Genomic DNA, 25,227 nt, shown 5'->3' with positions numbered 1-25,227 from the left:
ACAGTAGGATGGGCATTAAGATGGGATTTAAGAATACTTTAAAGAAAATATATCATCTGTTCTTCCCTTTTGGGTCAAAAAGATGGTTAAAAATGCATGAATGGAAAATGAGAATTGATGGGAATATGAAATCCCATGGAATCATTTCTGGCGATGCATTAACAAATAGACAAGAAGCAAAAAAAAAGCAGGAAAAGATTCTGAATCAGCCATTAATTCATATCGATTTTCCATCGATAGAGGCGCCAGAAGTAAGCATAGTGATCCCATGTTATAACCAGCTTCGGTATACCTATGCATGCCTTCTCAGCATCAAAGAGCACACGGACTTTGAAAAGACACCATATGAAATCATTATTGCGGATGACGTATCGACGGATGATACAAAGAATATCAGCAGATATGCCTCTAATCTTGTAATTGCCCGGAATGAAGTGAATCAGGGCTTTCTTAAGAACTGCAATCAGGCAGCTGCGAAAGCAAGAGGGAAATATATTCTTTTTCTGAATAATGACACAACGGTGAGTGATCATTGGCTTGACAGCCTGACCGGACTCATGGAATCTGATTCTTCAATCGGAATGGTCGGCTCAAAACTGGTATATCCGGATGGCAGGCTTCAGGAAGCAGGGGGAATCATCTGGAGCGACGGAAGCGGATGGAATTACGGACGTCTTCAGGACGCAGGGCAGCCTCAGTTTAATTATGTAAAAGAGGTAGATTATATTTCCGGTGCAGCGATCATGATCCGGAAAGAGCTGTGGGAAGAGATCGGCGGGTTCGATGAGAGATTTGCGCCAGCATATTGTGAAGACAGTGATCTGGCCTTTGAAGTACGGAAACATGGAAAGAAAGTAGTTTATCAGCCGGCATCGGTAGTGACGCATTATGAAGGAATATCGAATGGAACTGATGTCAATGGCAGCGGTCTGAAACGATACCAGGTTATCAATAATGAAAAGTTCAGAGAAAAATGGGCCGAAGAACTGTCCAGACAGGCAAAAGGGCCTGAGGAACTTCTGATAGCCAGAGATCGGGGATACGGAAAGAAATATATTCTGTTTGTTGACCATTATGTGCCGACATTTGATCAGGATGCAGGATCAAAAACAGCATATGAATATATCCGAATGATGATCAAGAATGGGTATCGGGTTATATTTGTAGGCGATAACTTTGCAAAGATGGAGCCATATACCTCAGTGCTGCAGCAGATGGGGGTAGAAGTGCTGTATGGGAATGAGGCATATTTCAATTTCTGGAAATGGTTTGATGAGAACCATCAGTTTATTCATGTGGCATATCTGAATCGTCCGCATATTGCAATCAAATATATTGATAAGATCAGAAAATATCCGGATATCCGAGTAATTTACTATGGAGAAGATTTTGCTTATCTGAGAATCAGCAGAGAATATGAAGTGACCAGGAATCCTGAGAAGAAAGCAGAAGCCGAGAAATTCAGAGAAATGGAATTCAGCCTGATGAGAAAAGCGGATGTGAGCTATTTTCCTAGTCAGGCAGAAGTCGATATGATCCATAAAATGGATCCGACCATCAAAGCAAAAGCAATTGATGCATTTATCTACAGTGATCAGGCAGCAGTGAATGAGAACTGGGCAGAAAGAGAAGGGCTTCTATTTGTAGGAGGATTTGTCCATGATCCTAATCGAGATGGGATCATCTGGTTTGTAAAAGAAATACTTCCGAAGGTTCGTGAAAAGATACCAGGGATTCGGGTCATGGTAGCTGGCAGTCATCCGAATGAAGAAATCAGAAAATTAGGAGAGACGGAAGGCGTGAACGTGCTTGGGTATGTCAGCGATGAAGACCTGGAGAGACTGTACCAGAATACAAGAATAGTAATAGCTCCGCTCAGATATGGAGCAGGAGTAAAGGGAAAAGTAATGCAGGCGCTATATGAAGGAAGTCCGCTGGTCACAACGACAATCGGAGCGGAAGGAATACCAGGGATTGAAAAAATAGCATGGATAGGAGATAGTGCGGATGCATTTGCAGAAGCAGTAATAACCCACTATGATGATACGGAAGCGCTGAAGCAAGCATCGGAGAAAGCAGTGAAGTTCATAGAGGAGAATTACTCGCAGACAGCTGCATGGAAGAAAATTTCTTCCGATTTTCAGTGAGTGGAGGCTTTTATGTCAAAAAAGAAAGTATTACTTTTTCTGATATTACTTTTTTTCGGAGTCTTAAGTAACTTTGCTGTAATTACTCTTCCTTCTTCTATTGATGACTCTGATCTGATTACTCTATGCTTTTCTATGAAAGCTCCTTCCTCTTCAGATGTAATTGTTTCCTATTCTTCTGATAATTCTGACGTTCATGGTGAAGAAGCTTCTCTTAATTCAAAATCTGTTTCATATTCTTCTGTTAACGACACTCAAACCTTTACTTTTAATATTCCAGCTACTGCGGAAAAGTTTTTTTTGTTACCTACAGATACTAATGAAGAGATTACACTGAGCCCTATTCTGATTTCCTATAATGGGTATTCTTTTTCAGATTATTCTCTTTATTATGATCAGGCTTCTTCCACTGAAATGATTGCTTCTATTGAAGCTAATGAAAATGGGTTTATTGTTGGGACTGGTGATTCTCGTTCTTCTTTTACGTGGAACCTGGATTCAAAAACAATAAGTGATTTTGTCGGAAGGCATAAGCCTGTCTCTAATTATTTGCCGCGTATTCTTACTTGTATTTTAATTGATTTGCTTCTGATCTATTGCTTTGTAAAAGCCGGAGCTTTATTTGAAATTCCACTTGAAGTTATTCATAACCATAAACTTGTATTTTCTCTTGCTAAAAATGATTTTAAGACGAAATTTGCAGGCTCCTATCTTGGCGTAATTTGGGCTTTCATTCAGCCAGTGGTCACTATTCTTGTGTATTGGTTTGTATTTCAGAAAGCTATGGGTGTTGGTGAGCAACCTATTCGTTCCGGCGGATCAGCACCGTATATATTATGGCTTACTGCGGGATTGGTTCCTTGGTTTTATTTCAGTGATACTCTCTCTCAAGGAACAAATGCGCTTATTGATTATAATTATCTAGTAAAAAAAGTGGTATTTAAGATCAGTGTCCTTCCGACTGTTAAAGCTGTATCTAATTTATTTGTTCATATTTTCTTTGTGTGCTTTATGCTCGTTATTTATCTTATTTATGGATATTATCCTGATCTGTACTGGCTGCAGTTAATTTATTACAGCGGATGCATGTTTGTGTTTCTTCTTGGCCTGATATATCTGAATAGTGCAATCGTAGTTTTTTTCCGTGATCTGTCCCAGCTTGTTAATGTAATTCTCCAGATTTGGATTTGGGCGACGCCTATCATGTGGAATATCGATACAATGAATCTTAATGGTAAATTGTTGTCAGTATTTAAATTGAATCCAATGTATTACATTATCAACGGATATCGTGATTCAATGTTAAATAAAGTGTGGTTCTGGGAACACCCAAAGTTAACGATATTATTCTGGGTTGTCACTGTTTTGGTTTTTGGCTTTGGTGTAAGAATATTTCGCAGGTTGAAAGTTCATTTTGCTGATGTTTTGTGATTGTGAGGAAAATATGACAGCTAGCAATGAATACGCCATCCGTGTAGAGGATGTTTCCAAAATTTATAAGCTTTACAATAAGCCCTCCGACAGGTTTAAAGAAGCACTAAATCTTACTAGAAAGAAGCTCTCCAAAGACCACCATGCACTAGATCACCTTTCCTTTGATGTAAAAAAAGGGGAGTGTGTTGGCCTCATTGGACAGAATGGAGCAGGTAAATCTACTATCTTGAAAATAATTACAGGTGTTCTTAATCCAACTTATGGCAATGTTGAGATTAATGGCCGCATTTCCGCATTGCTTGAATTAGGAGCTGGATTTAATCAGGAATACACTGGAATTGAGAATATCTATTTGAATGGAACCATGATTGGCTTTTCAAAAGAAGAAATCGATAAGAAAATGGATTCCATTCTTAGCTTTGCTGATATAGGGGACTTTGTCTATCAGCCTGTAAAAACATATTCTTCTGGAATGTTTGTTCGCCTTGCCTTTGCTGTTGCAATTAATATTGATCCTGAAATTCTCATAGTTGATGAAGCACTGTCTGTCGGAGATGTCTTTTTTCAGGCAAAATGTTATCAGAAATTTGATGAATTCAAGCAGGAAGGGAAAACCATCCTGCTCGTAAGCCATGACTTAGGAAGTGTTTCGAAATACTGTGACAGAGTCATTCTTCTTAATAAAGGGAAAAAATTAGCCGAAGGTTCTCCTAAAGAGATGATAGATCTTTATAAGAAAGTCATGGTAAATCAGGCAGATGTTGAGGCAATTGAAAAAAATGGTGGGGATGTCCGCGTTGCTTTGAAAAAGCGTGAAGTAAAAGAAGATCCTGGGCATAGGTGGAAAGATCATTTCACAATAAATCCTGATCTGAATGAATATGGTGACGGCAGAGCAGAAATCATCGATTTTGGAATTCTCGATGAGAATAATAATGTTACATCTTCTATTATGAAGGGGACAAGATTTCAGATTCGATCAAAAGTTAAATTTCATCAGGACATTCCGAACCCAATCTTTACCTATACATTTAAAAATGTGAAAGGGGTTGCTATTACTGGAACAAATACAATGTATGAGAAAAAAGTTGTTCCCCTTGCCAAGAAAGGCGAAATCTATATGGCAACTTTTGATCAGGAAATGAATCTGCAGGGTGGGGAATATTTGCTTTCTTTGAGTTGTACCGGGTTTCAGAATGGACAATTTGTTGTATATCACCGCCTTTATGATGTGATTAGTGTTACCGTTATATCTAACAAGAATACAGTTGGATTTTATGATATGAATTCGGAAACGAATGTCATCAAAGTCTCTGAATAGGTGAAGTGTAGAAAGGAATGCAGTGGATAACAATGTCATTTGAACACCATAGGGGAAATCTGATTGATTGGATTTATTTTTTTGACCAATCCCAGCATCAGAAAGAACAAATCATTGTTGCTATCCTGGGCGATTCCGAGTATGATCTTCCAATTTTTGAAAGAATGAAGTACCGGGCGGATCATCTTTCTGATTCTTTGGAAAATAATGTAAAATATGATGCGGTTTTCTACCCGCGACTTACAAAGAATACTTTATCTGAATTTAATGATAGTATTGAAGATCTACTATTAAATGCATCTTCACATTTAAAACCATCTGGGATTATTGCTGTGGGATTCAATAACCTGAATTCTATCAGAAGTCTCTCTGGAATCTCTGATGATACTGATGTTGTTTCTGTGTGTTTTCAGGACTTGAAAACTCTCTCTCAAGATTTATCAAACCGATTCCAAGAAGTAAAATCTATTCTGTATTATCCAATGCCATCACTTGAGGTGGCTCTGAATCTTTATACTGATGATTGGCTTCCCGGTGATGAGTATGGGCAGACTTATTCTCGTATTACTTCTCAGGGATTATTTAAGGAACTTGCCCCTGCATATCTTTTCATTGTTCAATTTGGTAACATTTCGGAAAAGAACTATCCGATTTACATCAAATACGATTCAAGTCGAGTCCCTGAGTATGCAATACGCACAGAAATATTAAAAGACGAAAAGCTTCATGTAGTTAAAGAGAGCATATATCCGGCAGCAAATAATCATATTCGCAATTTGAATTGCCGAATTAAATTAATGCAGGAAAGTAATTCATCTGTTTATTACAGTAGCCCTGAGTCTTTTTTTCCATCCCATGATGATAATCATCTATCAGCGATCCAGCTCCCTTTTATTGAAGGAATAGCATTGGATGAAATACTTGCACGCCATATTTCAGATGGGCAGCCTCCTTATTCTGAAATTTCATCATATATCAAGCAAATACTTGGAGTTTCTGATGGAAAGATTCAGCCAGCGAATTTCGATAGTTTATTTGAAAATATAATCCTTAAAGATGGAAAATTATACGCAATTGATAATGAATGGATTTCACCCGATGGATATGATTCAAAGTTCCTTGAATTCCGAATTCTGAAATATTGGTATCAGAAATATCATTCTAGTCTGAATGTTTCGGAAGAGGAATTTTATGGACATTTTTTGATAAAAAGCCAGGATATCTCAGAATATGAATCTCGTGAAAAGAATATCCAGTTTTTAATTAATGGAAGTGGAGAAGATTCGAATATTTCTGTTTTTTATGATCAGGAGATAACTGCCGAAAAATATAAGGAAGCAGTTAGTCAGAAAGAATATTATGCACAGATTGTTTCTAGGCAAACAGATGAAATAGAAGAACGCAATAATCATATCAAGGAATTAGACCATCAGATTTCGGAATTAAATGTAATGCAAGAGAACGCAGCAGAAAAATTAAAAGAGAAAGATGAAGCAATTGTCGATTATCAAAAAGAAATTACAGTTTTTAATCAGAAGATCGATGAAAACAATAAATCCATAAACTCTCTTTTGGGAGAAATCAATGAATTAAAAGAATCTGTAAACTCACTTCTCAGAGTGACTGATGAGAATCATCAAAGGATCGCTGAACTGCAGCAAAGCATATATAAAATCAAACATCCATTCTTTTACCTCCGTATGAAGATAAAAGAGAAAATGCATAGACTTAAAGAAAAGTGCAAAAATAGATTCCACGAAAAATATCCGGTCGGATCTCGTAAATGGAAATATTTCCATTATCTCCTGCATTTATTCAAAGAGCCAAAAGTGTTTTTCCCGAGGATATTTACAAGCCATGGAAGAAACTTGATGCATGGTGACTTCAATATTGGACAATTATACCTTGATCATGGAAAAGTGGTTTTTCCAGTAACAGAGGCGCCAGAAGTAAGCATAGTGATCCCATGTTATAACCAGCTTCGGTATACCTATGCATGCCTTCTCAGCATCAAAGAGCACACGGACTTTGAAAAGACACCATATGAAATCATTATTGCGGATGACGTATCGACGGATGATACAAAGAATATCAGCAGATATGCCTCTAATCTTGTAATTGCCCGGAATGAAGTGAATCAGGGCTTTCTTAAGAACTGCAATCAGGCAGCTGCGAAAGCAAGAGGGAAATATATTCTTTTTCTGAATAATGACACAACGGTGAGTGATCATTGGCTTGACAGCCTGACCGGACTCATGGAATCTGATTCTTCAATCGGAATGGTCGGCTCAAAACTGGTATATCCGGATGGCAGGCTTCAGGAAGCAGGGGGAATCATCTGGAGCGACGGAAGCGGATGGAATTACGGACGTCTTCAGGACGCAGGGCAGCCTCAGTTTAATTATGTAAAAGAGGTAGATTATATTTCCGGTGCAGCGATCATGATCCGGAAAGAGCTGTGGGAAGAGATCGGCGGGTTCGATGAGAGATTTGCGCCAGCATATTGTGAAGACAGTGATCTGGCCTTTGAAGTACGGAAACATGGAAAGAAAGTAGTTTATCAGCCGGCATCGGTAGTGACGCATTATGAAGGAATATCGAATGGAACTGATGTCAATGGCAGCGGTCTGAAACGATACCAGGTTATCAATAATGAAAAGTTCAGAGAAAAATGGGCCGAAGAACTGTCCAGACAGGCAAAAGGGCCTGAGGAACTTCTGATAGCCAGAGATCGGGGATACGGAAAGAAATATATTCTGTTTGTTGACCATTATGTGCCGACATTTGATCAGGATGCAGGTTCAAAAACAGCATATGAATATATCCGAATGATGATCTAGAATGGGTATCGGGTTATATTTGTAGGCGATAACTTTGCAAAGATGGAGCCATATACCTCAGTGCTGCAGCAGATGGGGGTAGAAGTGCTGTATGGGAATGAGGCATATTTCAATTTCTGGAAATGGTTTGATGAGAACCATCAGTTTATTCATGTGGCATATCTGAATCGTCCGCATATTGCAATCAAATATATTGATAAGATCAGAAAATATCCGGATATCCGAGTAATTTACTATGGAGAAGATTTTGCTTATCTGAGAATCAGCAGAGAATATGAAGTGACCAGGAATCCTGAGAAGAAAGCAGAAGCCGAGAAATTCAGAGAAATGGAATTCAGCCTGATGAGAAAAGCGGATGTGAGCTATTTTCCTAGTCAGGCAGAAGTCGATATGATCCATAAAATGGATCCGACCATCAAAGCAAAAGCAATTGATGCATTTATCTACAGTGATCAGGCAGCAGTGAATGAGAACTGGGCAGAAAGAGAAGGGCTTCTATTTGTAGGAGGATTTGTCCATGATCCTAATCGAGATGGGATCATCTGGTTTGTAAAAGAAATACTTCCGAAGGTTCGTGAAAAGATACCAGGGATTCGGGTCATGGTAGCTGGCAGTCATCCGAATGAAGAAATCAGAAAATTAGGAGAGACGGAAGGCGTGAACGTGCTTGGGTATGTCAGCGATGAAGACCTGGAGAGACTGTACCAGAATACAAGAATAGTAATAGCTCCGCTCAGATATGGAGCAGGAGTAAAGGGAAAAGTAATGCAGGCGCTATATGAAGGAAGTCCGCTGGTCACAACGACAATCGGAGCGGAAGGAATACCAGGGATTGAAAAAATAGCATGGATAGGAGATAGTGCGGATGCATTTGCAGAAGCAGTAATAACCCACTATGATGATACGGAAGCGCTGAAGCAAGCATCGGAGAAAGCAGTGAAGTTCATAGAGGAGAATTACTCGCAGACAGCTGCATGGAAGAAAATTTCTTCCGATTTTCAGTGAGTTAGTTCTCTTCTATTAGGAGATAGATAATGAGATTAAAGAAAAAGTGTCTTGTTTTCCTTTTGCTTTCTTTAGTTTTCTGCTGTTCTTTTTCAGGGTGTTCAAAGAAAAATGATGCTTCTTATACTCCTGATTTCAGAATTTATCTAATGCGTCATGGACAGACTGTTGATAATGCTACTGGAATTCTTGCTGGGTCCGGGACTGATAGCGAATTAAATGAAATTGGTGTAGAGCAGGCTGAAGAAGCTGGTAAAGCATTAGATCAATTAGGCATCCATTTTCAAGCGGCTTATTCGAGCCCTTTAAAACGTGCTCAATCAACTGCAAAACTTGTTCTTGCATGCAATGAAACCGATAACATTCAGAATGTAACTATTGCTGATGATCTGAAGGATATTTACTGGGGTAAAGCAGAAGGCCAGAAAATTGATAATGTTAGAGCAACTTATGGAGATGCTCTTGATGAATATTTATCGGGCCAGTTTAATGACAATTCTGAGAATCCTTTTGAAGCTGAGACAAAGGCACATTTTGTGTCAAGATTTTCAGATGGGATTAATGAAATCGTTGATTTAATGGAAGAATCAGAAGCCAATGGAAATGTCTTGATTGTGGCGCATTCTTCTGCTTCTTTCTGGCTATCTTCAGTGTTTCCTGATTTTCAAGGCGGTTTAGATAATGCATCAATCACAGTAATACATGTTACTGATGAAGGTATGTCATTAGAAAAAGCTAATGTAACTGATTATTCCCAATTAGCAGATTAATATTACAGCCCGATTAAGAAATAACCTGCATTTCTAGTGAATGGGGTTTTATGAATATGATATTTTATACAAAAATGTAGACGAGTTCTTTTATCCTTGAATTGCAAAGATCCATAAAGTGCTTCGACAGAGCTCTGACTACTCTGAAACACTTCAGAGAACTTAGATVCTTGTTTCATAGTATTAAGCACTGATATTTTTATGGAATCACGCTCTCTGCTGGCTTTCTGGAGAATTGGCAGCAGTTTATAATTTTTAGCCCCTACGCTGTTACTGGAATGCTGACGATAAAGGATAAGTGATTCATTCAGACATGAGATTTTTCCGAACTTTGCTGCTATTAATGAAGCCCACCAATCGTGCATGATAATATTATCGTGGTTTTCTGAAACGACCATCAGATCACGGAGGGGCCGATTAATCATAGTAGTACAGCCGGTTACAGCTGCCTGAACCATTAACTGCTTCAAAGAGAGGTCTTTATAATTGAGTTTCTGATAGTATTCCATCTTTTCAGCAATGCAGTTCAGAGATTCATCAACAACCCTCAGATCTGTAAAGACTAGACAAGGCAGCTCCTTCTCTTCAATTTTTTTCATTCTTTGATAAGTCTTTTCTATTTTCTCTGGAAGCCAGACATCATCCTGGTCACAGAAAAAATAATAAGGGGCTTCAACTTGAGACAGAAGATAGAAAAAGTTATCCCGGGAATTTCCTGTGGCTGGTCCATCCAGAATGGTGATGCGGTCTGGAAAGCGGAGCTGATACTCCTGAATGACTGCAGGCGTCTGATCTGAGGAACCATCATCATGAATAAAGAGATGCCAGCCCTGATCAGTCTGCCGGAATAAAGAATCCAGCTGCTCCCTGATATACCGGCCCCCATTGAATGAAGCCAGAAGTATGGCATTTTCTTCAGTTTTATACATCTGAACTCCTGGTCATCTCATTTTCAGCATCTTTCCGGCCAGCCCGATTTCCGAGATAGCGCGATGCACAATCACCGGTGAATCTGAACCATTCAAAGATTTTTCCCTGCTTCCAGAGCGCACCTGAAACATAGCGGAATAATTTCATTCCTTCTGAAGAAGCATTTTCATGACTGAGAAGTTCCTTATGTTTTTCAAGCTCGTATCCCTGGATATAGTTGCGCTGATACTCTTCTCTGAAAGAAAAATTGTGAGAATGAATCACCCTGGCATCTGCAGCATAAGCAACAGAATATCCGCTCTGTATCGCTTTTGCGGCAAACAGCATATCTTCATTTGTCCGGATCGGATATTCAAATCCTCCTAGTTCCTGATAAACAGATTTTTGATACGCAGCAAATACATCAGAACAGAAAAAAGTCTTGATTCCATGTAAAGGAATATCCTTCTTTGAATATACATGGGAAGTGCCCGGATAATTGAATGATCGGATCAGACATTCAGAGGTTGATGCTTCCGGACGCGGCAGCTGTCTTCCGTAAGAAACAGCAATATTCTGATCCTTCAGAGGCTGAATCAGATTGCTGATTGAATCATCATCTGCCGGAATGGCATCCTGAGTCATGAAAATAATGATATCTCCCTTTGAATGCTTTACCATCAGATCTCTGGTTTTTCCGTGATCAAATTCAGAACGCCTGATATTGGTAATTCTGATATCTGGAAAAGACTTCAGTATTTCCAAAGTCGAATCGCCTGACTGAGAATCTGCAATGAGTATTTCATCAGGAATCACAGTCTGCTGATAGATGGAATTCAGAAGATTTCGGATCGTTTTTTCTGCATTCAGAGTAGGAATAATCAAGCTGATCATAGCACGCAGATCATAACATAAGTCCAGGATTTAGTATAATACTTCTGTCTGTCTGAGAGAGGTGAGCCGGAACTATGAGCAATCTGAAGAGATATACCGGATATCTGCTCAGGGTGATTGATACCATCGCCTGTTTTCTTGCATACCTGATTGCATTTCTGATCTCGTTCTATATATTCCCTGGAAGGAACCATGTTCATCTGGTTATCCAGCTTGATGCGTATCTCAATCTGCTTCTGATCGCATTGGTATCCTATTACCTCGTTACGATTCTGTTCCTGTACAACGATGATGATTTTCTGAAGAGGTCAGCACCTGAGGAATTAACAGTCTCGTTTAAAATTGCTGCTTATGTGGTCGTTTTTCTCAGCATCTATATCTTTTTCTCAAAAACCAGCATCTATTATTCCAGATTCTTCATCATCGTCTTCTTTCTGAGCTTTCTTTTTATAGATGATCTTCTGAGAATTTTTCTGAAAAAGAAGATTCTCCCGAAATACCGCAAGAGCAGAAATTCAGAAAAAATCCTGATTATTGCGAGCAGTGCCAATGCAGAGAAAGTACTTCATGAATTCTATGCTTCAAAAGACTGGCGCTACTATATCACGGGTATTGTTCTGACCGATCGCAGCTCTATTGACACAATTGTCGGAATTCCGGTACTTATGCATTTGAAAGACTTGAATGACAGGATTTCCGAGCTTGATTATGATTCTGCCCTGATTGTGCCCCAACCATCTTATCCTGAAGGATACACTACAGATAAACTGACGGAACTGATCAGAAGAAACGGGAAAACGGTAGAGATCCGTATTCCTGATTATCAGGTAAAAAACAGCTGCCGGAAACTGGATCAGTTCGGCAATTCTCCTGTTCTGGTTTATTTCAGCAGCAATCCGATGCCGAAACGGCAGGAAATCCTGCGGAGAATTCTGAACCTGATCACTTCAATCATCCTGCTTCCGGTGTTTCTGCTGTTCTTTCTGATCGTTTCCATTGATCTTTCCATTGAATCACCGGGAAAGGTCCTGATCAAAGTCCCGAGAATCGGCAAGAACGGAAGACTGTTTTCTATGTACCGGTTCCGCACATTCCGTATGGATGCCGAGGAACGTCTGCAGAGTCAGCAGACTCCTTATACTCATATCGGTGCTTTTCTTCATAAAACGCATCTGGATGGTCTGCCTCAGATCCTGAATGTTTTCTTCAATGATATGAGCTTTGTCGGACCTCATGCTGCTTCTATCCATGAATTCACGGATTCTGCAGAAACCCGTGAGAATATCCAGATCATGATCCGCCCGGGTATTACGGGTTACTGGAATGTTCTGCAGGGAACCGGAAGAATCCGGAAAAAGGAGAATGAATACCTCGGATCCTGGAGCCTGGTAAAAGATCTTGGTATTATATTGCTCTCCTTCGGACATTACCTGACAGGAACATCATATCAGCCTGCTGATTATTCCAGAGAAGAGCTCCAGGAAATCATTCAGTCCCGTACAGTCAGTGAAGATTATTGTTATGATCATGATCTGTATCAGGCTGAACGGTCATTCCGCCGCAGTCTGTATCTGTTCTTCAAGAGAGCATTTGATATTCTTCTCTCAGGCATTCTGATTGTCCTGCTTTCTCCGCTGCTTCTGATTCTTGCGATCATCATCTCTGCAGATGATGGAGGAGCTCCTTTATACGCTCATAAGCGAGTAGGAAAGAACGGCAGAATCATTTCGGTGTACAAATTCCGCAGCATGAAGATGGATGCTGCAGATCTTGACAAATACCTCACCCCGGAACAGAAAAAAGAATACCTGAAGGAATACAAACTTGATGCTGATCCGAGAGTTACAAAAATCGGTGCGTTCATGAGACGGACTAGTCTGGATGAACTGCCTCAGCTCTTTAATATTTTCAATGGAACAATGTCTTTCATCGGACCAAGGCCGGTGGTTGCTGATGAATTGTCCAATTATTCAGAGGAAGAAATCGCAAGAATTCTTTCAATAAGACCGGGTCTGACTGGCTACTGGCAGACATATGCGAGAAATAATGCTGAATATAAAACCGGACAGAGGCAGAAAATGGAATTATATTATGTGGATCACCAGAGTTTTCTTCTGGATGTCAGAATCTTCTTCCATACCTTCCGAAGCGTTCTGAAAGAGGAAGGAATTAAATGACTGTTCACCCATTATCTCCAGGTGCTTCGATAAGCACCTGGATTTATTTTCTCGATCTTCCGGAATACTCTGGAAAGATAAGCTGCATCATTCAGCCCGCATTCTCCGGCTATTACCTCAAGCGTTTTGTCTGTGAATCGCAATTGTTCTTTTACATAGGTGATCCGCTTCTGCATCAGGTACTGATCTATGGAAACTCCGTATTGTGCCTTGAATACCCGGGTCAGATAGTATTTGTTGATGAAGAAGATCTGAGCAAGGTCTTCCAGACGGACCTTTTCTGCATAATGAATATCCAGGTATTCCCGGATCTGTTCCAGGCGATTGTCGGTGTTCTTCCTTCTGCTTTTTTCCGGATCCCAGCTTTCTTTCATCAGTACGGTCAGAAGCTTCGCAATCAGTTCATTCAGATACATGTCTCTGATATAATCTCTTCTTTCTGCAGTCTCATAGATCTGTTCCAGAAGGGAAAGAATCATCTGATCTTCATGAATATGGAACGCAGGGTTCCCGCCGCGTTCCTGATATTTCCGATAAATGGCAGGCATGCTGGATCCATTGAAATGAACCCAGGAAAGAGACCATAGATCTTTGCTTGTCTTCTGCCAGTATCCATTTCTGCAGTCGATGAAGACTGCATCTCCTTCGGAAAGAGGATAATCCGTTCCCTCATAGTGCAGGATACCGGAACCGTGACGGACATAGAAAAACAGATAAGAGTTCAGATGGTCTCTTTTTGAAATGTGTTCTTTTGTTGCAGTCAGGGTTCCGGTTTCCTGAAGATAGAGGAGGCTGTCACTGGCAAAAGAGGATGCAGTATAGATGCATCTTCTGCTCGAAACCAGATCGCCATGGAACAGAGAGTCCTGCTTGTTCATAAAGTCAATATAATACAAAAAATAGTCTGCAAATGCATTATTCAGATGATCAGATAATGGTTACTATTAATAACGAATTATACAAAGGAGTCCATATGACACGGAAAAAGGCATTGATTACTGGGATTACCGGGCAGGATGGTTCTTATCTTGCAGAATTTCTGCTGGAAAAAGGATATGAGGTACATGGGATTCACAGAAGATCTTCAATCTCCAATACCGGAAGAATTGATGGTCTTCTGGAAAAGAATCTGATCAAGCTTCATGATGGAGATCTGACGGATTCTTCTTCTCTGATCCGGATCATCGGGGAAGTGAAACCGGATGAGATCTATAATCTGGCTGCGCAGTCTCATGTGCAGGTCAGCTTTGATGTCCCGGAGTATTCAGGAGATGTAGATGCATTAGGAGTACTGAGAATTCTGGAAGCAGTGAGGATCTGCAATCTGGCAGAACATACCAGAATCTATCAGGCTTCTACTTCGGAATTATTCGGCAAGGTAGAAGAAGTGCCTCAGAAAGAGACGACTCCGTTCCATCCTTACAGCCCTTATGCAGTTGCGAAGCAGTATGGGTACTGGATCGTGAAGGAATACCGGGATGCCTATCATATGTTTGCGTGCAATGGCATTCTCTTCAATCATGAGTCTGAGAGAAGAGGAGAGAACTTCGTGACCAGAAAGATCACTTTAGCTGCGGGCAGAATTGCGGAAGGGCTGCAGGATCATCTGGAACTCGGAAATATGGATTCTCTGCGTGACTGGGGCTATGCAAAAGATTATGTCGAGTGCATGTGGCTCATTCTGCAGCAGGAGAAGCCGGATGACTTTGTCATTGCGACTGGCCAGCAGCATACCGTGCGCGACTTTACCGAAAAGGCGTTTGCGGCAAACGGGATTGTGCTGAGATGGGAAGGCAGAGGCCTTGAGGAGAAGGGATATGATACGAAAACCGGCAGGATGCTGGTTTGCGTGAACCCGCAGTGGTTCCGCCCCACGGATGTTGATAATCTCTGGGGAGACCCGACGAAGGCAAAGACCGTACTAGGCTGGAACCCCCAGAAGACTAGTTATGAGGAACTGGTAAGAATCATGGCAGAACATGATCGCGATCTTGCAAAGAAAGAAAAAGCAATGCGCAATGCATGAGGAGGAATAAGAGATGATACCGGAAGAATATCAGAGCAAACAGCCGCCGATGGCAAAGGATGCGAAAATCTATGTGGCAGGGCATAGAGGAATGGTTGGATCAGCCATTGTCCGTGAACTGAATCGGCAGGGATATACGAATATCATTACCAGAACGCATCGGGAACTGGATCTCTGCAGACAGGATGCGGTAGAAGAGTTTTTTGGCATGGAGAAACCGGAATATGTCTTTGTGGCTGCTGCCAAGGTCGGCGGCATTGTCGCAAACCAGGAGGCATTGGCAGATTTCATGTATGACAACATGATCCTGGAGATGAATGTGATCCATAGTGCCTGGAAGAATGGCTGCAGAAAACTGGAGTTCCTGGGCAGTTCCTGCATCTACCCGCGCATGGCACCGCAGCCGATGAAGGAAGACTGCCTGCTGACGTCTTCTCTGGAGAAGACGAATGAAGCTTATGCATTGGCAAAGATATCCGGTCTCAAATACTGTGAGTATCTGAATCGTCAGTATGGAACGGATTATATTTCCGTGATGCCGACCAATCTGTATGGACCGAATGATAACTATCATCCGACGCATAGTCATGTGCTGCCTGCTCTGATCAGAAGATTTCATGAGGCAAAGGAACAGAATCTTCCCTATGTGACCTGCTGGGGAGATGGGTCACCATTAAGAGAATTCCTGTATGTAGATGATCTTGCCAATCTCTGCGTATTCTTAATGAATAATTACAGCGGCAATGAGACGGTCAATGCAGGGACTGGCAAGGAACTGACCATCAAGGAACTGACTGAGAAAGTGGCTTCGATCATTGGCTATACCGGAGAGATCCGCTGGGATCTTTCCAAACCGAATGGAACACCGAGAAAGCTGCTTGATGTCTCCAAATCAAAGGCAATGGGCTGGGAACCGAAAACGAGCCTGGAAGAAGGAATCCGTCTGACTTATGAAGATTTCCTGCATAACCCGATGCGGGCGGAGCGGTAATTCTATATGAATATCATTCTGCTTTCAGGAGGATCAGGAAAACGGCTCTGGCCGCTTTCCAATGATGTGAGATCCAAGCAGTTCATCAGGCTGTTCAGAAATGAGCAGGGAGAATATGAATCCATGCTTCAGAGAATGTACCGGGAGATCCGGAACATTGACTCTGAAGCACAGGTCACGATTGCGACAGCAAAGTCTCAGATCAGCGCCATTCATAATCAGATCGGGGAAGACGTGAATATCTCTCTGGAACCATGCCGGAGAGATACTTTTCCTGCGATTGCATTAGCATGTGCTTATCTGCATGATGTAAAGCACATTTCTGAGAAGGAGCCGATTGTGGTGTGTCCGGTGGATCCGTATGTTCAGAAAGACTATTTCGAAGCTCTGAAGAAGCTTTCTGAACTGGCAGAAGATCCTTCTTTCCATCTGACTCTGATGGGTATTGAACCGACTTATCCGAGTGAGAAGTACGGATATATCATTCCTGAGACTTCAGATCTGGTATCCCCGGTGAAGACGTTCAAAGAGAAACCAGATGCTATTACCGCAGAGTCCTACATCAGCCAGGGGGCTCTCTGGAATGGCGGCATCTTTGCATTCCAGCTTGGCTATCTCTGGAACAAGGCACATGAACTGATTGCATTCACGGATTACTATGATCTGTTTTCCAGATATGAGACCGTGGACAAGATCAGCTTTGACTATGCCGTTGCTGAAAAAGAGCCGAAGATTCAGGTGATGCGGTTTTCAGGGGAATGGAAAGACCTCGGTACCTGGAATACGCTGACCGAAGCGATGGAAGAACCGGTCATTGGCAAGGCAGTACTTGATGAAACCTGTGAGAATACGCATGTGATCAATGACCTTGATATGCCCATTCTCTGCATGGGACTGAAAGATACTGTAGTAGCCGCAAGCCCGGAAGGCATTCTGGTATCTGATAAGAAGCAGTCTTCTTATATCAAGCCATTTGTAGATTCTTTTGATTCACAGGTGATGTTTGCAGAGAAGTCATGGGGCAGCTATCTGGTTCTGGACGTGGAAGAGACTTCTATGACGATCCGCATTACGCTGAATAAGGGACACCGGATGAACTATCATTCTCATGAACATCGCAATGAGGTCTGGACGATTATTTCGGGAACCGGAAGAACCATCGTAGACGGAATGGAGCAGCAGGTCATGCCAGGAGATGTCATCACCATTCAGGCTGGCTGCAGGCATANCATCATCGCAGATACGGATCTGAAGGTCATAGAAGTTCAGCTTGGCCGAAATATCGATGTGCATGACAAGATCAAGTATGACCTGGAAGACTGATGAACCTTTTCTGCTGAAACCAGCCTTCAAGGACTATCTCTGGGGCGGCGATCGTCTCAGGGGCGAATACCATAAAGAAACAGATCTTTCGCCATTAGCAGAATCATGGGAATGCAGCACGCATCCGGATGGAACCAGTCTTGCCCTGATTGATCAGAAAGAGATTCCGATGACGGAAGTTCTGAAAAGACATCCGGAAATTCTCGGAACTCATCCGAGAACCAGAGATACTCTTCCGATTCTGATCAAGCTGATTGATGCAAAGAATGACCTGTCAGTTCAGGTACATCCGGATGATGACTATGCCCGGATCCATGAACATGGGTCTCTTGGAAAATCAGAATTCTGGTATGTGCTGGAAGCAGAACCAGGTGCAAGCCTGATCTATGGCTTTTCTCAGGATGTGACGGAAGAACAGGTCAGACAGGGGATTGTTGATGGTACCATTCAGAAATATCTTCAGAAAGTTCCAGTCAGGCGGAATGATGTTTTCTTCGTCCAGGCAGGAACGGTTCATGCGATCGGGAAGGGAATCGTCATTGCAGAGATTCAGGAAAGCTCCAATCTGACTTATCGGCTGTATGACTATAACCGAAGAGACAGGAATGGGAACCTTCGTGAACTTCATGTGGAGAAAGCACTGGACGTTCTGAATCTGCATTCCAGTGCAGAACCTGCACAGCCAATGAGACTGCTGCGATATCAGCCTGGCTATGCGTCAGAACTGCTGACTAGATGCAGGTATTTCGAGGTGGAGCGGATATTGCTGAATACAGCTCTTTCTGCTTCCGTTCCGTATCAGACGGCATCTTCTTCCTTCGAAGTGCTAATGTGTGTTCAAGGAAAGGGAGTAATAACAGGAAAAGATTTCAGAATTCCTTTTCTGAAAGGAAGTACTATTTTCTTGCCTGCTGACTCAGAGTCTATGTTCTTATCTGGAAAAGCAGAGCTGCTGGCAATTAATTGCTGAGAGTATCTGCTTTTTTCCGGTATTTCTTAGAAGGCTTCGGATAAATCAGACACCCCAGGCAAAGCCAGAAAAATGGATCTTCAATATGGCTATCCTGTCCGAGTACGCCAGGATTCAGCGAAGCTGAAATCAGGAAGCAGATACAGAGAATAAACATCCACCAATTCTTCTGGAGGGTAATGGATTCCACATTCTTTACCATAAACAGATAGGATGCCAGAATGAGAATCAGAAACAGAACTAAGCCAGGATACCCGGTAAAGACCAGAACATTAATGAATATGTCATGATAATCTACTACCATTGCTGAGTAATTCAGATAATCCAGGCCGATAATCGGGAAAGAACCCCATCCCCAGCCAAATATCGGACTCTTGTTTGCCACCTTGATCGCTGCTTGCCATATGGACCATCTTCCCGTTGACAGTGAATTCATTTTCTGAAAGAAAGCTTCGGGATCTGAGGAGTGCAGGGCCGATTATTTCGAGAAAGCTGCAGCTGCTGAAAGAATAATTGCAAAGAGCAGTATTCCCAGCAGAATCTGAACCAATTTATACTTTGTTCTATACTCGCAGAAGTGAACCAGAAGTTTTTTTATCAGATACCAGATCAAGAATGCTGCGGTAAGAAAGAGACCAATTAGAGAACTTCTGCAATCCTGCAGGACCAGCATCACTGCACAGATTACTCCATTAGTACTTGCCAGCAACCATGGCATTTTCCGCTTGTCCGCCAGAATAAGCCCGATTAGTAGACTCAGCAGGCAGCGATAGCTGCCATCAGTTATCCATTCATAGATACCTTTGAACTGTTCGCCATGCTGTCCGTTATCCATAACAAACAGATTTGAACTTGCCAGTATTCCTGAAAGTTCTGAACCCCCGGTTTTATAGTGAATGTAGCAATATAGATTAACCAGATTAATGATAAGAAAAACGATTACGACCTGGTAGCCGATAAAAGTGAAAAAACGATCTGTCTGTTTCTGACCAATGCGTTTTTTCAAAGTTACGAGCAGATAAGAATTCATCAGAAATAATGCCAGCTGCCTTGCACTTTCGTGGGAGAGGCCGTTTGGGTTGAAAAATGTGCAGATAAATGCCCAGCCGAAGAATATCCAGAAAGAAATCTGCTGTTTCTTGATAATCAGCTTTCCGCTGAATAGCTCTACCAGCATGTCAAAGGCAACATAAAAAGCCAGGAACCAGCCGAACCGATAGAAGAATGAAAGTGCTTGCCCGGAAGAAAAAATATCGATCAAAACATCACGGATATAAAGAAGATGGAAGATATACAGAGAGATCAGGAGTCTTCTGTCAGTAACGATTTTCCAGAACTTTGATAAGAAACCAAGCATATTTTCCCGATTTGCTAGATTACTATACCTGTGCGCTGAAACAGATGTCAATTGCGTAGAATAATGAAATCTGAAAATAGATTGTACGGATATGAGTATAATAGTTCCATTGCCAGCGATGACTGCTGATTCAATTCTGGGGGAAAATGAAATGGTGCCAAGCATGCTGATGTTCCTGATTTCTATACTGACAGTTCTGGTTCTGATGGGATCAGGCTATTGTTATGGAAGAATATACCAGAAGTTTTGTTCCGGGCTGAAGCGGTTCAGCTGTACGTTTCTTGGAGTGTTTACCATCATTGCACTCTTTCAGATCTGGGTGTTTTTTGCGGTTCCTTCCGGGATCAATACCAGGTATTCTCTGCTGTTAACAGGAATATTGATTCTGGCGGGGCCGGTGCTTGCAATCGTGATGCATGCGGACCTGAAAGTCAGAAATACCGATCTTCGGGCGTGGATGACTGGATTGATCTTTTCTGTGATCATCTGCATTGCGAGTGCCCGGCTGAATCTGAACAGTGTATATTTTGATACGATCACCTATCTTTCTGAGACCCTGGAATCCAGTACGGCAGACCGATTTGCGTACATGCTGTTTGATCGGGGCGTGAAGATTACCTGGATTGATAATCTGCATGATTATACGGGCTACTATTATTTCTGGGGCATGCTGTTACGAGCAGTGCGCGGAATTACAGGGATCCGTACTTCCTTGACCCCGGTCTATATCTGGGGCGGCACGATCTTCTATGCAATGAGTCTTGGGGAACTTACCTGGAATGCATTCATGCAGTTCTACCGGAAGAATCCCTGGAGAAGCTTTCTTGTGGTCTTATTGGTGCTTGCCCCTTACTATACGAACTATTTCAATACGACGCTTGGGTTCTTCGGCAATACGATCCGAACCGTGATCTGCGGGTGGAGTGTGTTTCTTTCTTATCAGATTCTGATCAAGCATGATGCGAGATTGTTCCTTCCGCTGTCAATGTCGTATTTTGCAGCAGTATGTGCTACTTCGTCGGGCTTCTTTCTGAGTGCTTTTGTACAGGCGGCTTTGGTTTTTGCAATGGCTCTTACCGGAGAAAGTGATGAGAAGGTATGGAAGGGATTTGCACTTTCCTGCATTCCGCTCATCCACTATGCAGAGATTATTCTGATCAGTTCAAGGATTTCTCAGCCGCTGATTCTGGCTGCAGGGGCTGTTCTGGCTGGCTCTGTTTTATGGCTGGTGGTATCAGTTCTGAAAAATCACCTGGAGGGCTTTGATCGCTTTCTTTCTTATCTACTGCCTCTTGTGATTGCGGGGCTTGTGCTGGTTTCTTTCTTATTCTGCCGGCAGGATTACCCGTATTCTGACTTTTTCAAGGCAACGGGTCTTACTTCGATGGGGATGAATTTCTTTGCCTATGATAACTGGGCAGAGAGGCTTCGAAATCTTATTTTCTATGTTCTCTTGATCAGCTTGTTCTTCCATTTCAGCCGGAATCATAAGATGAAGACACTGATATTTCTGTTTCTGGCGTTATTCCTGAACCCTCTGGTCATGCCTGCAGTAGAGAAATACATGACTGCTTATGTCTATGTGCGGGCGTTTGATCTTCTGATCAATCCGTTTGTTCTGACTTTTCTGGTCTATCACTTCGATCAGCTGATCACTGGCAGAATTCTGAATGTGGAGCTGAAATCGATCATGGCTTTTTCAAGTGTGATCGTGCTGCTGTTCAATATTCTGGATACAAATTCCGGTTCTTTGCGTTACAAGGGAACGGGATGGGACTGGAAACTGAAGGTTACTGATGATTCCTATGAGATGTATCAGTATATTCAGGACAATCTTTCAAGTTCAGAAGATAGCCCTTCCGTCATGTCTCAGGATATTAACCTGAAGGGATATGTGACCGGGGTGGAGATTTCTTTCTGCAGCACCGAGTTCCGGGAAGTGCTTGGCAATCCGGAAGCGTATCCGGACAAGCTGGACCTGGTGAGGCTGCTGTACCCGACTTCGCATTACCCGGGACAGAAACTGCTTGGTCAGGAAATAGACTATACCAAGCTTCCGGATCTCATCATGAGCTATAATCCGGATTATCTTCTCATCAGCAATCAGACGGCTGTCTGGAACGATAGGGGATGGTATGACAAGGTGTATCTGAAGCTGGAAGCAGATGGACTTGCTGAGATGCAGTATCAGAATGATACCTGGGCATTGCTGAAAATCAATCATGATTACCAGGCAGCAGGACAGGAGGGCTGAGCAATGACACAGAAAAAGAAATCCGGATCGATTACGCTGGAAGTGCTGTTAGCTGGCTGCATAGGCATTGTTTTTGTCATTGCACTCTCTACCTGGGTTCTCAGTCTGAAAGAGCAGTATGCAGGGGGAACTGCCTACAGCAGGGAACAGATGAAGAACCTTCTGGGAGACTCTCTGGAGTATCAGATTGTCAAGCATTTCTATTCCAAAGAAGCACTTCTGAGCTTTCAGGATTCTGCGGTTCATGAGGAACAGCAGGAAGAAACCAATTCCTCCTCTGAAACAGCATCTGCTGATTCTGATATTGAGATTCAGAAAATCTACGGGCCTACTTATGAGGGCTATATGATGCTGGTTCATAACCCGGAAGACTTGTCTGTGGCCATCAATCCGTATTTTGCAGAAGGGGGAGCGGGTCCTTCCCTGGATGAGTATGTGTCTTATTACAATGCCATCGGCGGCTTGAATGCAGGCGGCTTTGAAGATGTGAACGGAAAGGGAGACGGAAGCCTGGCTTCTGGAATTGTCATTCATGATGGAAAGCTGATTTCCGGGGAACTGGATGCCTACTGGCCGATGATCTGCATCACTTATACGAATCGGCTTACGGTGATGTATGCAACGGGGCAGCAGATGCTTGACTGGGGAGTGAGAGATGCAGTCACGTTTCAGCCGTTTCTGATCAGTGAGGGGCAGGTAGTATATCAGAGCGGAGATGGAAATTATCCGAATCTTTCCCCGCGCTCTGCAATTGGTCAGACGGATGACGGTACGTTTCTGCTTCTTGCCATTGATGGAAGAGGACCGAGTTCCTTCGGTGCTACCTATGAAGATCTGATTTCGATCTTCCAGAGCTATGGAGCGGTAACCGCAGCAACTCTGGATGGAGGCAACAGTACGGCTATGATGTATAACGGTTCCTATGTGAATACGCCGGTTTCGATGTATGGGTCCAGAAATCTTCCTACCGTATTCCTGATTCGTGCGGAGGACAACTGATATGGAACTGAACAAGAAGATCAGAAAACCGACTGCAGTGATGGTTCTTGTCATGACTGCTGTCATCAGTATCGCGATTTCTTATCTTTATCTTCATTCCCTCAGAAAGCAGTATGCATCGATGGAACAGGATTCTCCGGAATCTGCCATCACCGAATACTTCCGCAAAATCAGCCAGAAATCCTATGAAGAGCTCTATCAGGAAGCAGAAGAGATTTCACCGGACTCGAATTCTGAGGAAGCCTATATTCAGAAGCTGCAGAGTGTCTATGATGGGGTCAATACAGATGCGATTGATTATTCTCTGGAATCTTCTGATGAAACGTCATATACCTATGCGCTGAGGTATCACAATGCCGATTTCGGCAAGCTTCTGATCAGAAAGAACGAGGAAGGAACCTGGATTGCTTCAACACTGTTTGAAGGAAATGAAACCTGGAAGATCGAAGTTCCTTCCGGGCTGACTTTATTGGTCAATGGAAGTCCGGTTTCCTCTGACCAGATGATTTCTTCTGCAGCGGTGCCAGATAACTTCAGCGGCATGTATGATCAGAGTTCTGTCCCACCGGTCGATATCTATGAACTGACCAATCTGCTCGATCAGCCGGAAGTCTCGATTGAAGGCGATGATAGCTATGCGGTATTGAAAGACGTCAGCTCCAATACGTTGTATGCTGGAAAAACATCAGAAGATCAGAATCTGATCCAGGCCATGATCGATGACACGCAGACTGCTGCTGCTTACCCAGCCAAGGATGCATCATTAGCTGAGGTTGCTGCAGTCTCCATTACCGATTCTGACTGGTACAGCAGAATTTCTACCCTGGAGAATTACTGGTTTACGGATCATTCGGAATCAAATTTCTCAAATCAATCCGTAACGAACCTGATTCAGCAGAGTGATCACACTGCCTTAGCTTATGTCACCATGGACTATTATGCGACGAATGGAGAAGTAGAGCGTACCTGGCATTGCGGGTATCAGGTATCTCTAATCAATCTCGATGGCAGCTGGAAAATTGCTCAGATGACCGTAGACCAGGAACTGAACCCGGCAATGACAGAATAGGAAAAATGAACGTACGGAAAGATATGACTGATGGTACAATAACAAAGGTTTCGGGGGAGAAGAGTAATGGCAGAAGAAACAAGAATAAATGGCGGACAGAATAATAATGTGCAGAGAGTAAACCAGGTTACAGTGATTGATCTTAGCGAAGTATGGCGCCTTGCAAAGACGAAAATGCTGAAGCTGATGATTATTCTGATTGCGGTTGGTGCAGCAGCGGCATTGGTTACGATGTATCTGATTCCGAAAACTTATACCAGTACTGCCGTCATTTATCTGACTCCGCTGGTTTCCGATCAGGGCTCTGTTGACTACTCGTCTCTGCAGACAAACTCCAAACTTGTCAGCAATGTTGTAGCACTTCTGAAGCAGGATAATATCATGAGCTATGTAGCTGAAAAAGATGGATTTGAGGATGCGGACGCACTCAGAAAAGTTGTAACGATTACGAATGAGACAAATACCGAGCTCATTGATGTCTCTGTGACAACTAATGATGCGAAGCTTTCCCAGCAAGTGGCTGCAGATGTGTCATCCTATTTTATTGAAACGATGACAGAAAGCCTGAATGTAAGGAATATCCAGATTGTTACTCCTCCGAAAGTGGCGGACAAAAATTTGATAACTTAAATCAAGTCCTTTTTCAGAGATTTCTTCGATAAATTCATAAGCTTCAGAATTTTTCTGATCGGCCACCACGAAAAGAGGAAACAGGCTCCCCGGTTTTGAAAATTCGTTCTA

At 42.4% G+C, this 25,227-nt stretch carries 20 protein-coding genes; 15 read left to right on the top strand and 5 right to left on the bottom strand.

Going from position 1 to position 25,227, the window contains the following annotated elements; translation table 11 throughout:
* The first annotated feature begins 8 nt into the window (after positions 1-8).
* The 6 genes from FYJ51_RS07350 to FYJ51_RS07325 are packed head-to-tail and all read left to right on the top strand — an operon-like array spanning position 9 to position 9,517.
* Positions 9-2,147 (top strand): glycosyltransferase, encoded by a 2,139-nt coding sequence (locus tag FYJ51_RS07350; protein WP_154504574.1) that lies wholly within the window; start codon positions 9-11, stop codon positions 2,145-2,147.
* A gap of 12 nt (positions 2,148-2,159) precedes the next feature.
* The gene (locus FYJ51_RS07345; RefSeq protein ID WP_205946238.1) at positions 2,160-3,578 is read left to right on the top strand and encodes an ABC transporter permease; all 1,419 of its coding nucleotides are present in this window, start codon (positions 2,160-2,162) and stop codon (positions 3,576-3,578) included.
* A gap of 13 nt (positions 3,579-3,591) precedes the next feature.
* Positions 3,592-4,902: an ABC transporter ATP-binding protein gene (locus tag FYJ51_RS07340; protein WP_154504572.1), complete on the top strand. Its 1,311-nt coding sequence runs from the start codon at positions 3,592-3,594 to the stop codon at positions 4,900-4,902.
* Positions 4,903-4,934: 32 nt separating this feature from the next.
* Positions 4,935-7,742 carry a glycosyltransferase family 2 protein gene (locus FYJ51_RS07335; RefSeq protein WP_205946237.1) on the top strand — a complete coding sequence of 936 codons (2,808 nt, stop codon included), beginning with the start codon at positions 4,935-4,937 and terminating at the stop codon, positions 7,740-7,742.
* A 42-nt stretch (positions 7,743-7,784) separates the two neighbouring features.
* Complete coding sequence (locus FYJ51_RS07330; protein ID WP_154504568.1) at positions 7,785-8,747, top strand: glycosyltransferase; 963 nt, start codon at positions 7,785-7,787, stop codon at positions 8,745-8,747.
* 29 nt (positions 8,748-8,776) lie between these two features.
* A complete protein-coding gene (locus FYJ51_RS07325; protein WP_154504566.1) occupies positions 8,777-9,517 on the top strand; it encodes a histidine phosphatase family protein in 741 nt (246 codons plus the stop codon).
* Between the two features lie 2 nt (positions 9,518-9,519).
* Here the strand turns inward: FYJ51_RS07325 and FYJ51_RS07320 are convergent, their stop codons facing one another.
* Positions 9,520-10,446, bottom strand: a complete 927-nt coding sequence (locus FYJ51_RS07320) for a glycosyltransferase family 2 protein (RefSeq protein WP_154504564.1) — start codon at positions 10,444-10,446, stop codon at positions 9,520-9,522.
* Complete coding sequence (locus tag FYJ51_RS07315; RefSeq protein ID WP_154504562.1) at positions 10,439-11,320, bottom strand: glycosyltransferase; 882 nt, start codon at positions 11,318-11,320, stop codon at positions 10,439-10,441. Before FYJ51_RS07315 ends, FYJ51_RS07320 begins: the two co-directional genes overlap by 8 nt.
* Positions 11,321-11,394: 74 nt before the next feature.
* Between FYJ51_RS07315 and FYJ51_RS07310 the strand changes: the two genes are divergently transcribed.
* Complete coding sequence (locus tag FYJ51_RS07310) at positions 11,395-13,497, top strand: sugar transferase (protein ID WP_154504560.1); 2,103 nt, start codon at positions 11,395-11,397, stop codon at positions 13,495-13,497.
* An 11-nt stretch (positions 13,498-13,508) separates the two neighbouring features.
* Here the strand turns inward: FYJ51_RS07310 and FYJ51_RS07305 are convergent, their stop codons facing one another.
* A complete protein-coding gene (locus FYJ51_RS07305) occupies positions 13,509-14,393 on the bottom strand; it encodes a helix-turn-helix domain-containing protein (RefSeq protein ID WP_205946236.1) in 885 nt (294 codons plus the stop codon).
* 77 nt (positions 14,394-14,470) lie between these two features.
* Here FYJ51_RS07305 and gmd point away from each other — a divergent pair, with 77 nt between their 5' ends.
* From gmd to FYJ51_RS07285, 4 genes are all read left to right on the top strand, one after another.
* A complete protein-coding gene (gene gmd, locus FYJ51_RS07300) occupies positions 14,471-15,523 on the top strand; it encodes a GDP-mannose 4,6-dehydratase (RefSeq protein ID WP_154504558.1) in 1,053 nt (350 codons plus the stop codon).
* A 13-nt stretch (positions 15,524-15,536) separates the two neighbouring features.
* Entirely contained in the window at positions 15,537-16,514 is a 978-nt protein-coding gene (locus tag FYJ51_RS07295; protein ID WP_268892641.1) for a GDP-L-fucose synthase family protein, read from the top strand.
* Positions 16,515-16,520: 6 nt separating this feature from the next.
* Complete coding sequence (locus tag FYJ51_RS07290) at positions 16,521-17,837, top strand: sugar phosphate nucleotidyltransferase (RefSeq protein WP_154504556.1); 1,317 nt, start codon at positions 16,521-16,523, stop codon at positions 17,835-17,837.
* Positions 17,821-18,807: a type I phosphomannose isomerase catalytic subunit gene (locus FYJ51_RS07285; RefSeq protein WP_154504554.1), complete on the top strand. Its 987-nt coding sequence runs from the start codon at positions 17,821-17,823 to the stop codon at positions 18,805-18,807. Before FYJ51_RS07290 ends, FYJ51_RS07285 begins: the two co-directional genes overlap by 17 nt.
* Here the strand turns inward: FYJ51_RS07285 and FYJ51_RS07280 are convergent.
* On the bottom strand, positions 18,797-19,243 hold the full coding sequence (locus FYJ51_RS07280) for an O-antigen ligase family protein (protein WP_154504552.1): 447 nt from the start codon (positions 19,241-19,243) through the stop codon (positions 18,797-18,799). The two genes, FYJ51_RS07285 and FYJ51_RS07280, sit on opposite strands and share 11 nt — an antisense overlap.
* A 42-nt stretch (positions 19,244-19,285) precedes the next feature.
* Positions 19,286-20,329: a hypothetical protein gene (locus FYJ51_RS07275; RefSeq protein ID WP_154504550.1), complete on the bottom strand. Its 1,044-nt coding sequence runs from the start codon at positions 20,327-20,329 to the stop codon at positions 19,286-19,288.
* On the opposite strand from FYJ51_RS07275, the gene FYJ51_RS07270 reads away from it, so the two are divergent.
* The 4 genes from FYJ51_RS07270 (at position 20,316) to FYJ51_RS07255 (ending at position 25,116) form a co-directional block, all read left to right on the top strand.
* Positions 20,316-22,418, top strand: coding sequence for a hypothetical protein (locus FYJ51_RS07270; protein WP_154504548.1), 2,103 nt, complete (start codon positions 20,316-20,318; stop codon positions 22,416-22,418). The genes FYJ51_RS07275 and FYJ51_RS07270 overlap by 14 nt on opposite strands.
* 3 nt (positions 22,419-22,421) lie before the next feature.
* Positions 22,422-23,417 carry a phosphodiester glycosidase family protein gene (locus FYJ51_RS07265; protein ID WP_154504546.1) on the top strand — a complete coding sequence of 332 codons (996 nt, stop codon included), beginning with the start codon at positions 22,422-22,424 and terminating at the stop codon, positions 23,415-23,417.
* Position 23,418: 1 nt separating this feature from the next.
* Positions 23,419-24,486 (top strand): NTF2-like N-terminal transpeptidase domain-containing protein, encoded by a 1,068-nt coding sequence (locus FYJ51_RS07260; RefSeq protein ID WP_154504544.1) that lies wholly within the window; start codon positions 23,419-23,421, stop codon positions 24,484-24,486.
* Positions 24,487-24,552: 66 nt separating this feature from the next.
* On the top strand, positions 24,553-25,116 hold the full coding sequence (locus FYJ51_RS07255) for a YveK family protein (RefSeq protein WP_154504542.1): 564 nt from the start codon (positions 24,553-24,555) through the stop codon (positions 25,114-25,116).
* The last annotated feature ends 111 nt before the right edge of the window (positions 25,117-25,227 follow it).

Source organism: Stecheria intestinalis, assembly GCF_009696165.1.
GTDB lineage: Bacteria > Bacillota_I > Bacilli_A > Erysipelotrichales > Erysipelotrichaceae > Bulleidia > Bulleidia intestinalis.
Note: the sequence above shows the minus strand (reverse complement) of the source record. Positions and strands in the feature narration are given on the sequence as shown.

What these genes read in the sequence shown, in the direction of transcription:
- FYJ51_RS07280 (WP_154504552.1), bottom strand. Translation starts at nt 19,243, where the DNA reads ATGAATTCACTGTCAACGGGAAGATGGTCCATATGGCAAGCAGCGATC.
- FYJ51_RS07325 (WP_154504566.1), top strand. Translation starts at nt 8,777, where the DNA reads ATGAGATTAAAGAAAAAGTGTCTTGTTTTCCTTTTGCTTTCTTTAGTT.
- FYJ51_RS07260 (WP_154504544.1), top strand. Translation starts at nt 23,419, where the DNA reads ATGGAACTGAACAAGAAGATCAGAAAACCGACTGCAGTGATGGTTCTT.
- FYJ51_RS07345 (WP_205946238.1), top strand. Translation starts at nt 2,160, where the DNA reads ATGTCAAAAAAGAAAGTATTACTTTTTCTGATATTACTTTTTTTCGGA.
- FYJ51_RS07315 (WP_154504562.1), bottom strand. Translation starts at nt 11,320, where the DNA reads ATGATCAGCTTGATTATTCCTACTCTGAATGCAGAAAAAACGATCCGA.
- FYJ51_RS07265 (WP_154504546.1), top strand. Translation starts at nt 22,422, where the DNA reads ATGACACAGAAAAAGAAATCCGGATCGATTACGCTGGAAGTGCTGTTA.
- FYJ51_RS07285 (WP_154504554.1), top strand. Translation starts at nt 17,821, where the DNA reads ATGACCTGGAAGACTGATGAACCTTTTCTGCTGAAACCAGCCTTCAAG.
- FYJ51_RS07335 (WP_205946237.1), top strand. Translation starts at nt 4,935, where the DNA reads ATGTCATTTGAACACCATAGGGGAAATCTGATTGATTGGATTTATTTT.
- FYJ51_RS07275 (WP_154504550.1), bottom strand. Translation starts at nt 20,329, where the DNA reads ATGCTTGGCACCATTTCATTTTCCCCCAGAATTGAATCAGCAGTCATC.
- FYJ51_RS07310 (WP_154504560.1), top strand. Translation starts at nt 11,395, where the DNA reads ATGAGCAATCTGAAGAGATATACCGGATATCTGCTCAGGGTGATTGAT.
- FYJ51_RS07255 (WP_154504542.1), top strand. Translation starts at nt 24,553, where the DNA reads ATGGCAGAAGAAACAAGAATAAATGGCGGACAGAATAATAATGTGCAG.
- FYJ51_RS07350 (WP_154504574.1), top strand. Translation starts at nt 9, where the DNA reads ATGGGCATTAAGATGGGATTTAAGAATACTTTAAAGAAAATATATCAT.
- FYJ51_RS07330 (WP_154504568.1), top strand. Translation starts at nt 7,785, where the DNA reads ATGGAGCCATATACCTCAGTGCTGCAGCAGATGGGGGTAGAAGTGCTG.
- FYJ51_RS07270 (WP_154504548.1), top strand. Translation starts at nt 20,316, where the DNA reads ATGGTGCCAAGCATGCTGATGTTCCTGATTTCTATACTGACAGTTCTG.
- gmd (WP_154504558.1), top strand. Translation starts at nt 14,471, where the DNA reads ATGACACGGAAAAAGGCATTGATTACTGGGATTACCGGGCAGGATGGT.
- FYJ51_RS07295 (WP_268892641.1), top strand. Translation starts at nt 15,537, where the DNA reads ATGATACCGGAAGAATATCAGAGCAAACAGCCGCCGATGGCAAAGGAT.
- FYJ51_RS07340 (WP_154504572.1), top strand. Translation starts at nt 3,592, where the DNA reads ATGACAGCTAGCAATGAATACGCCATCCGTGTAGAGGATGTTTCCAAA.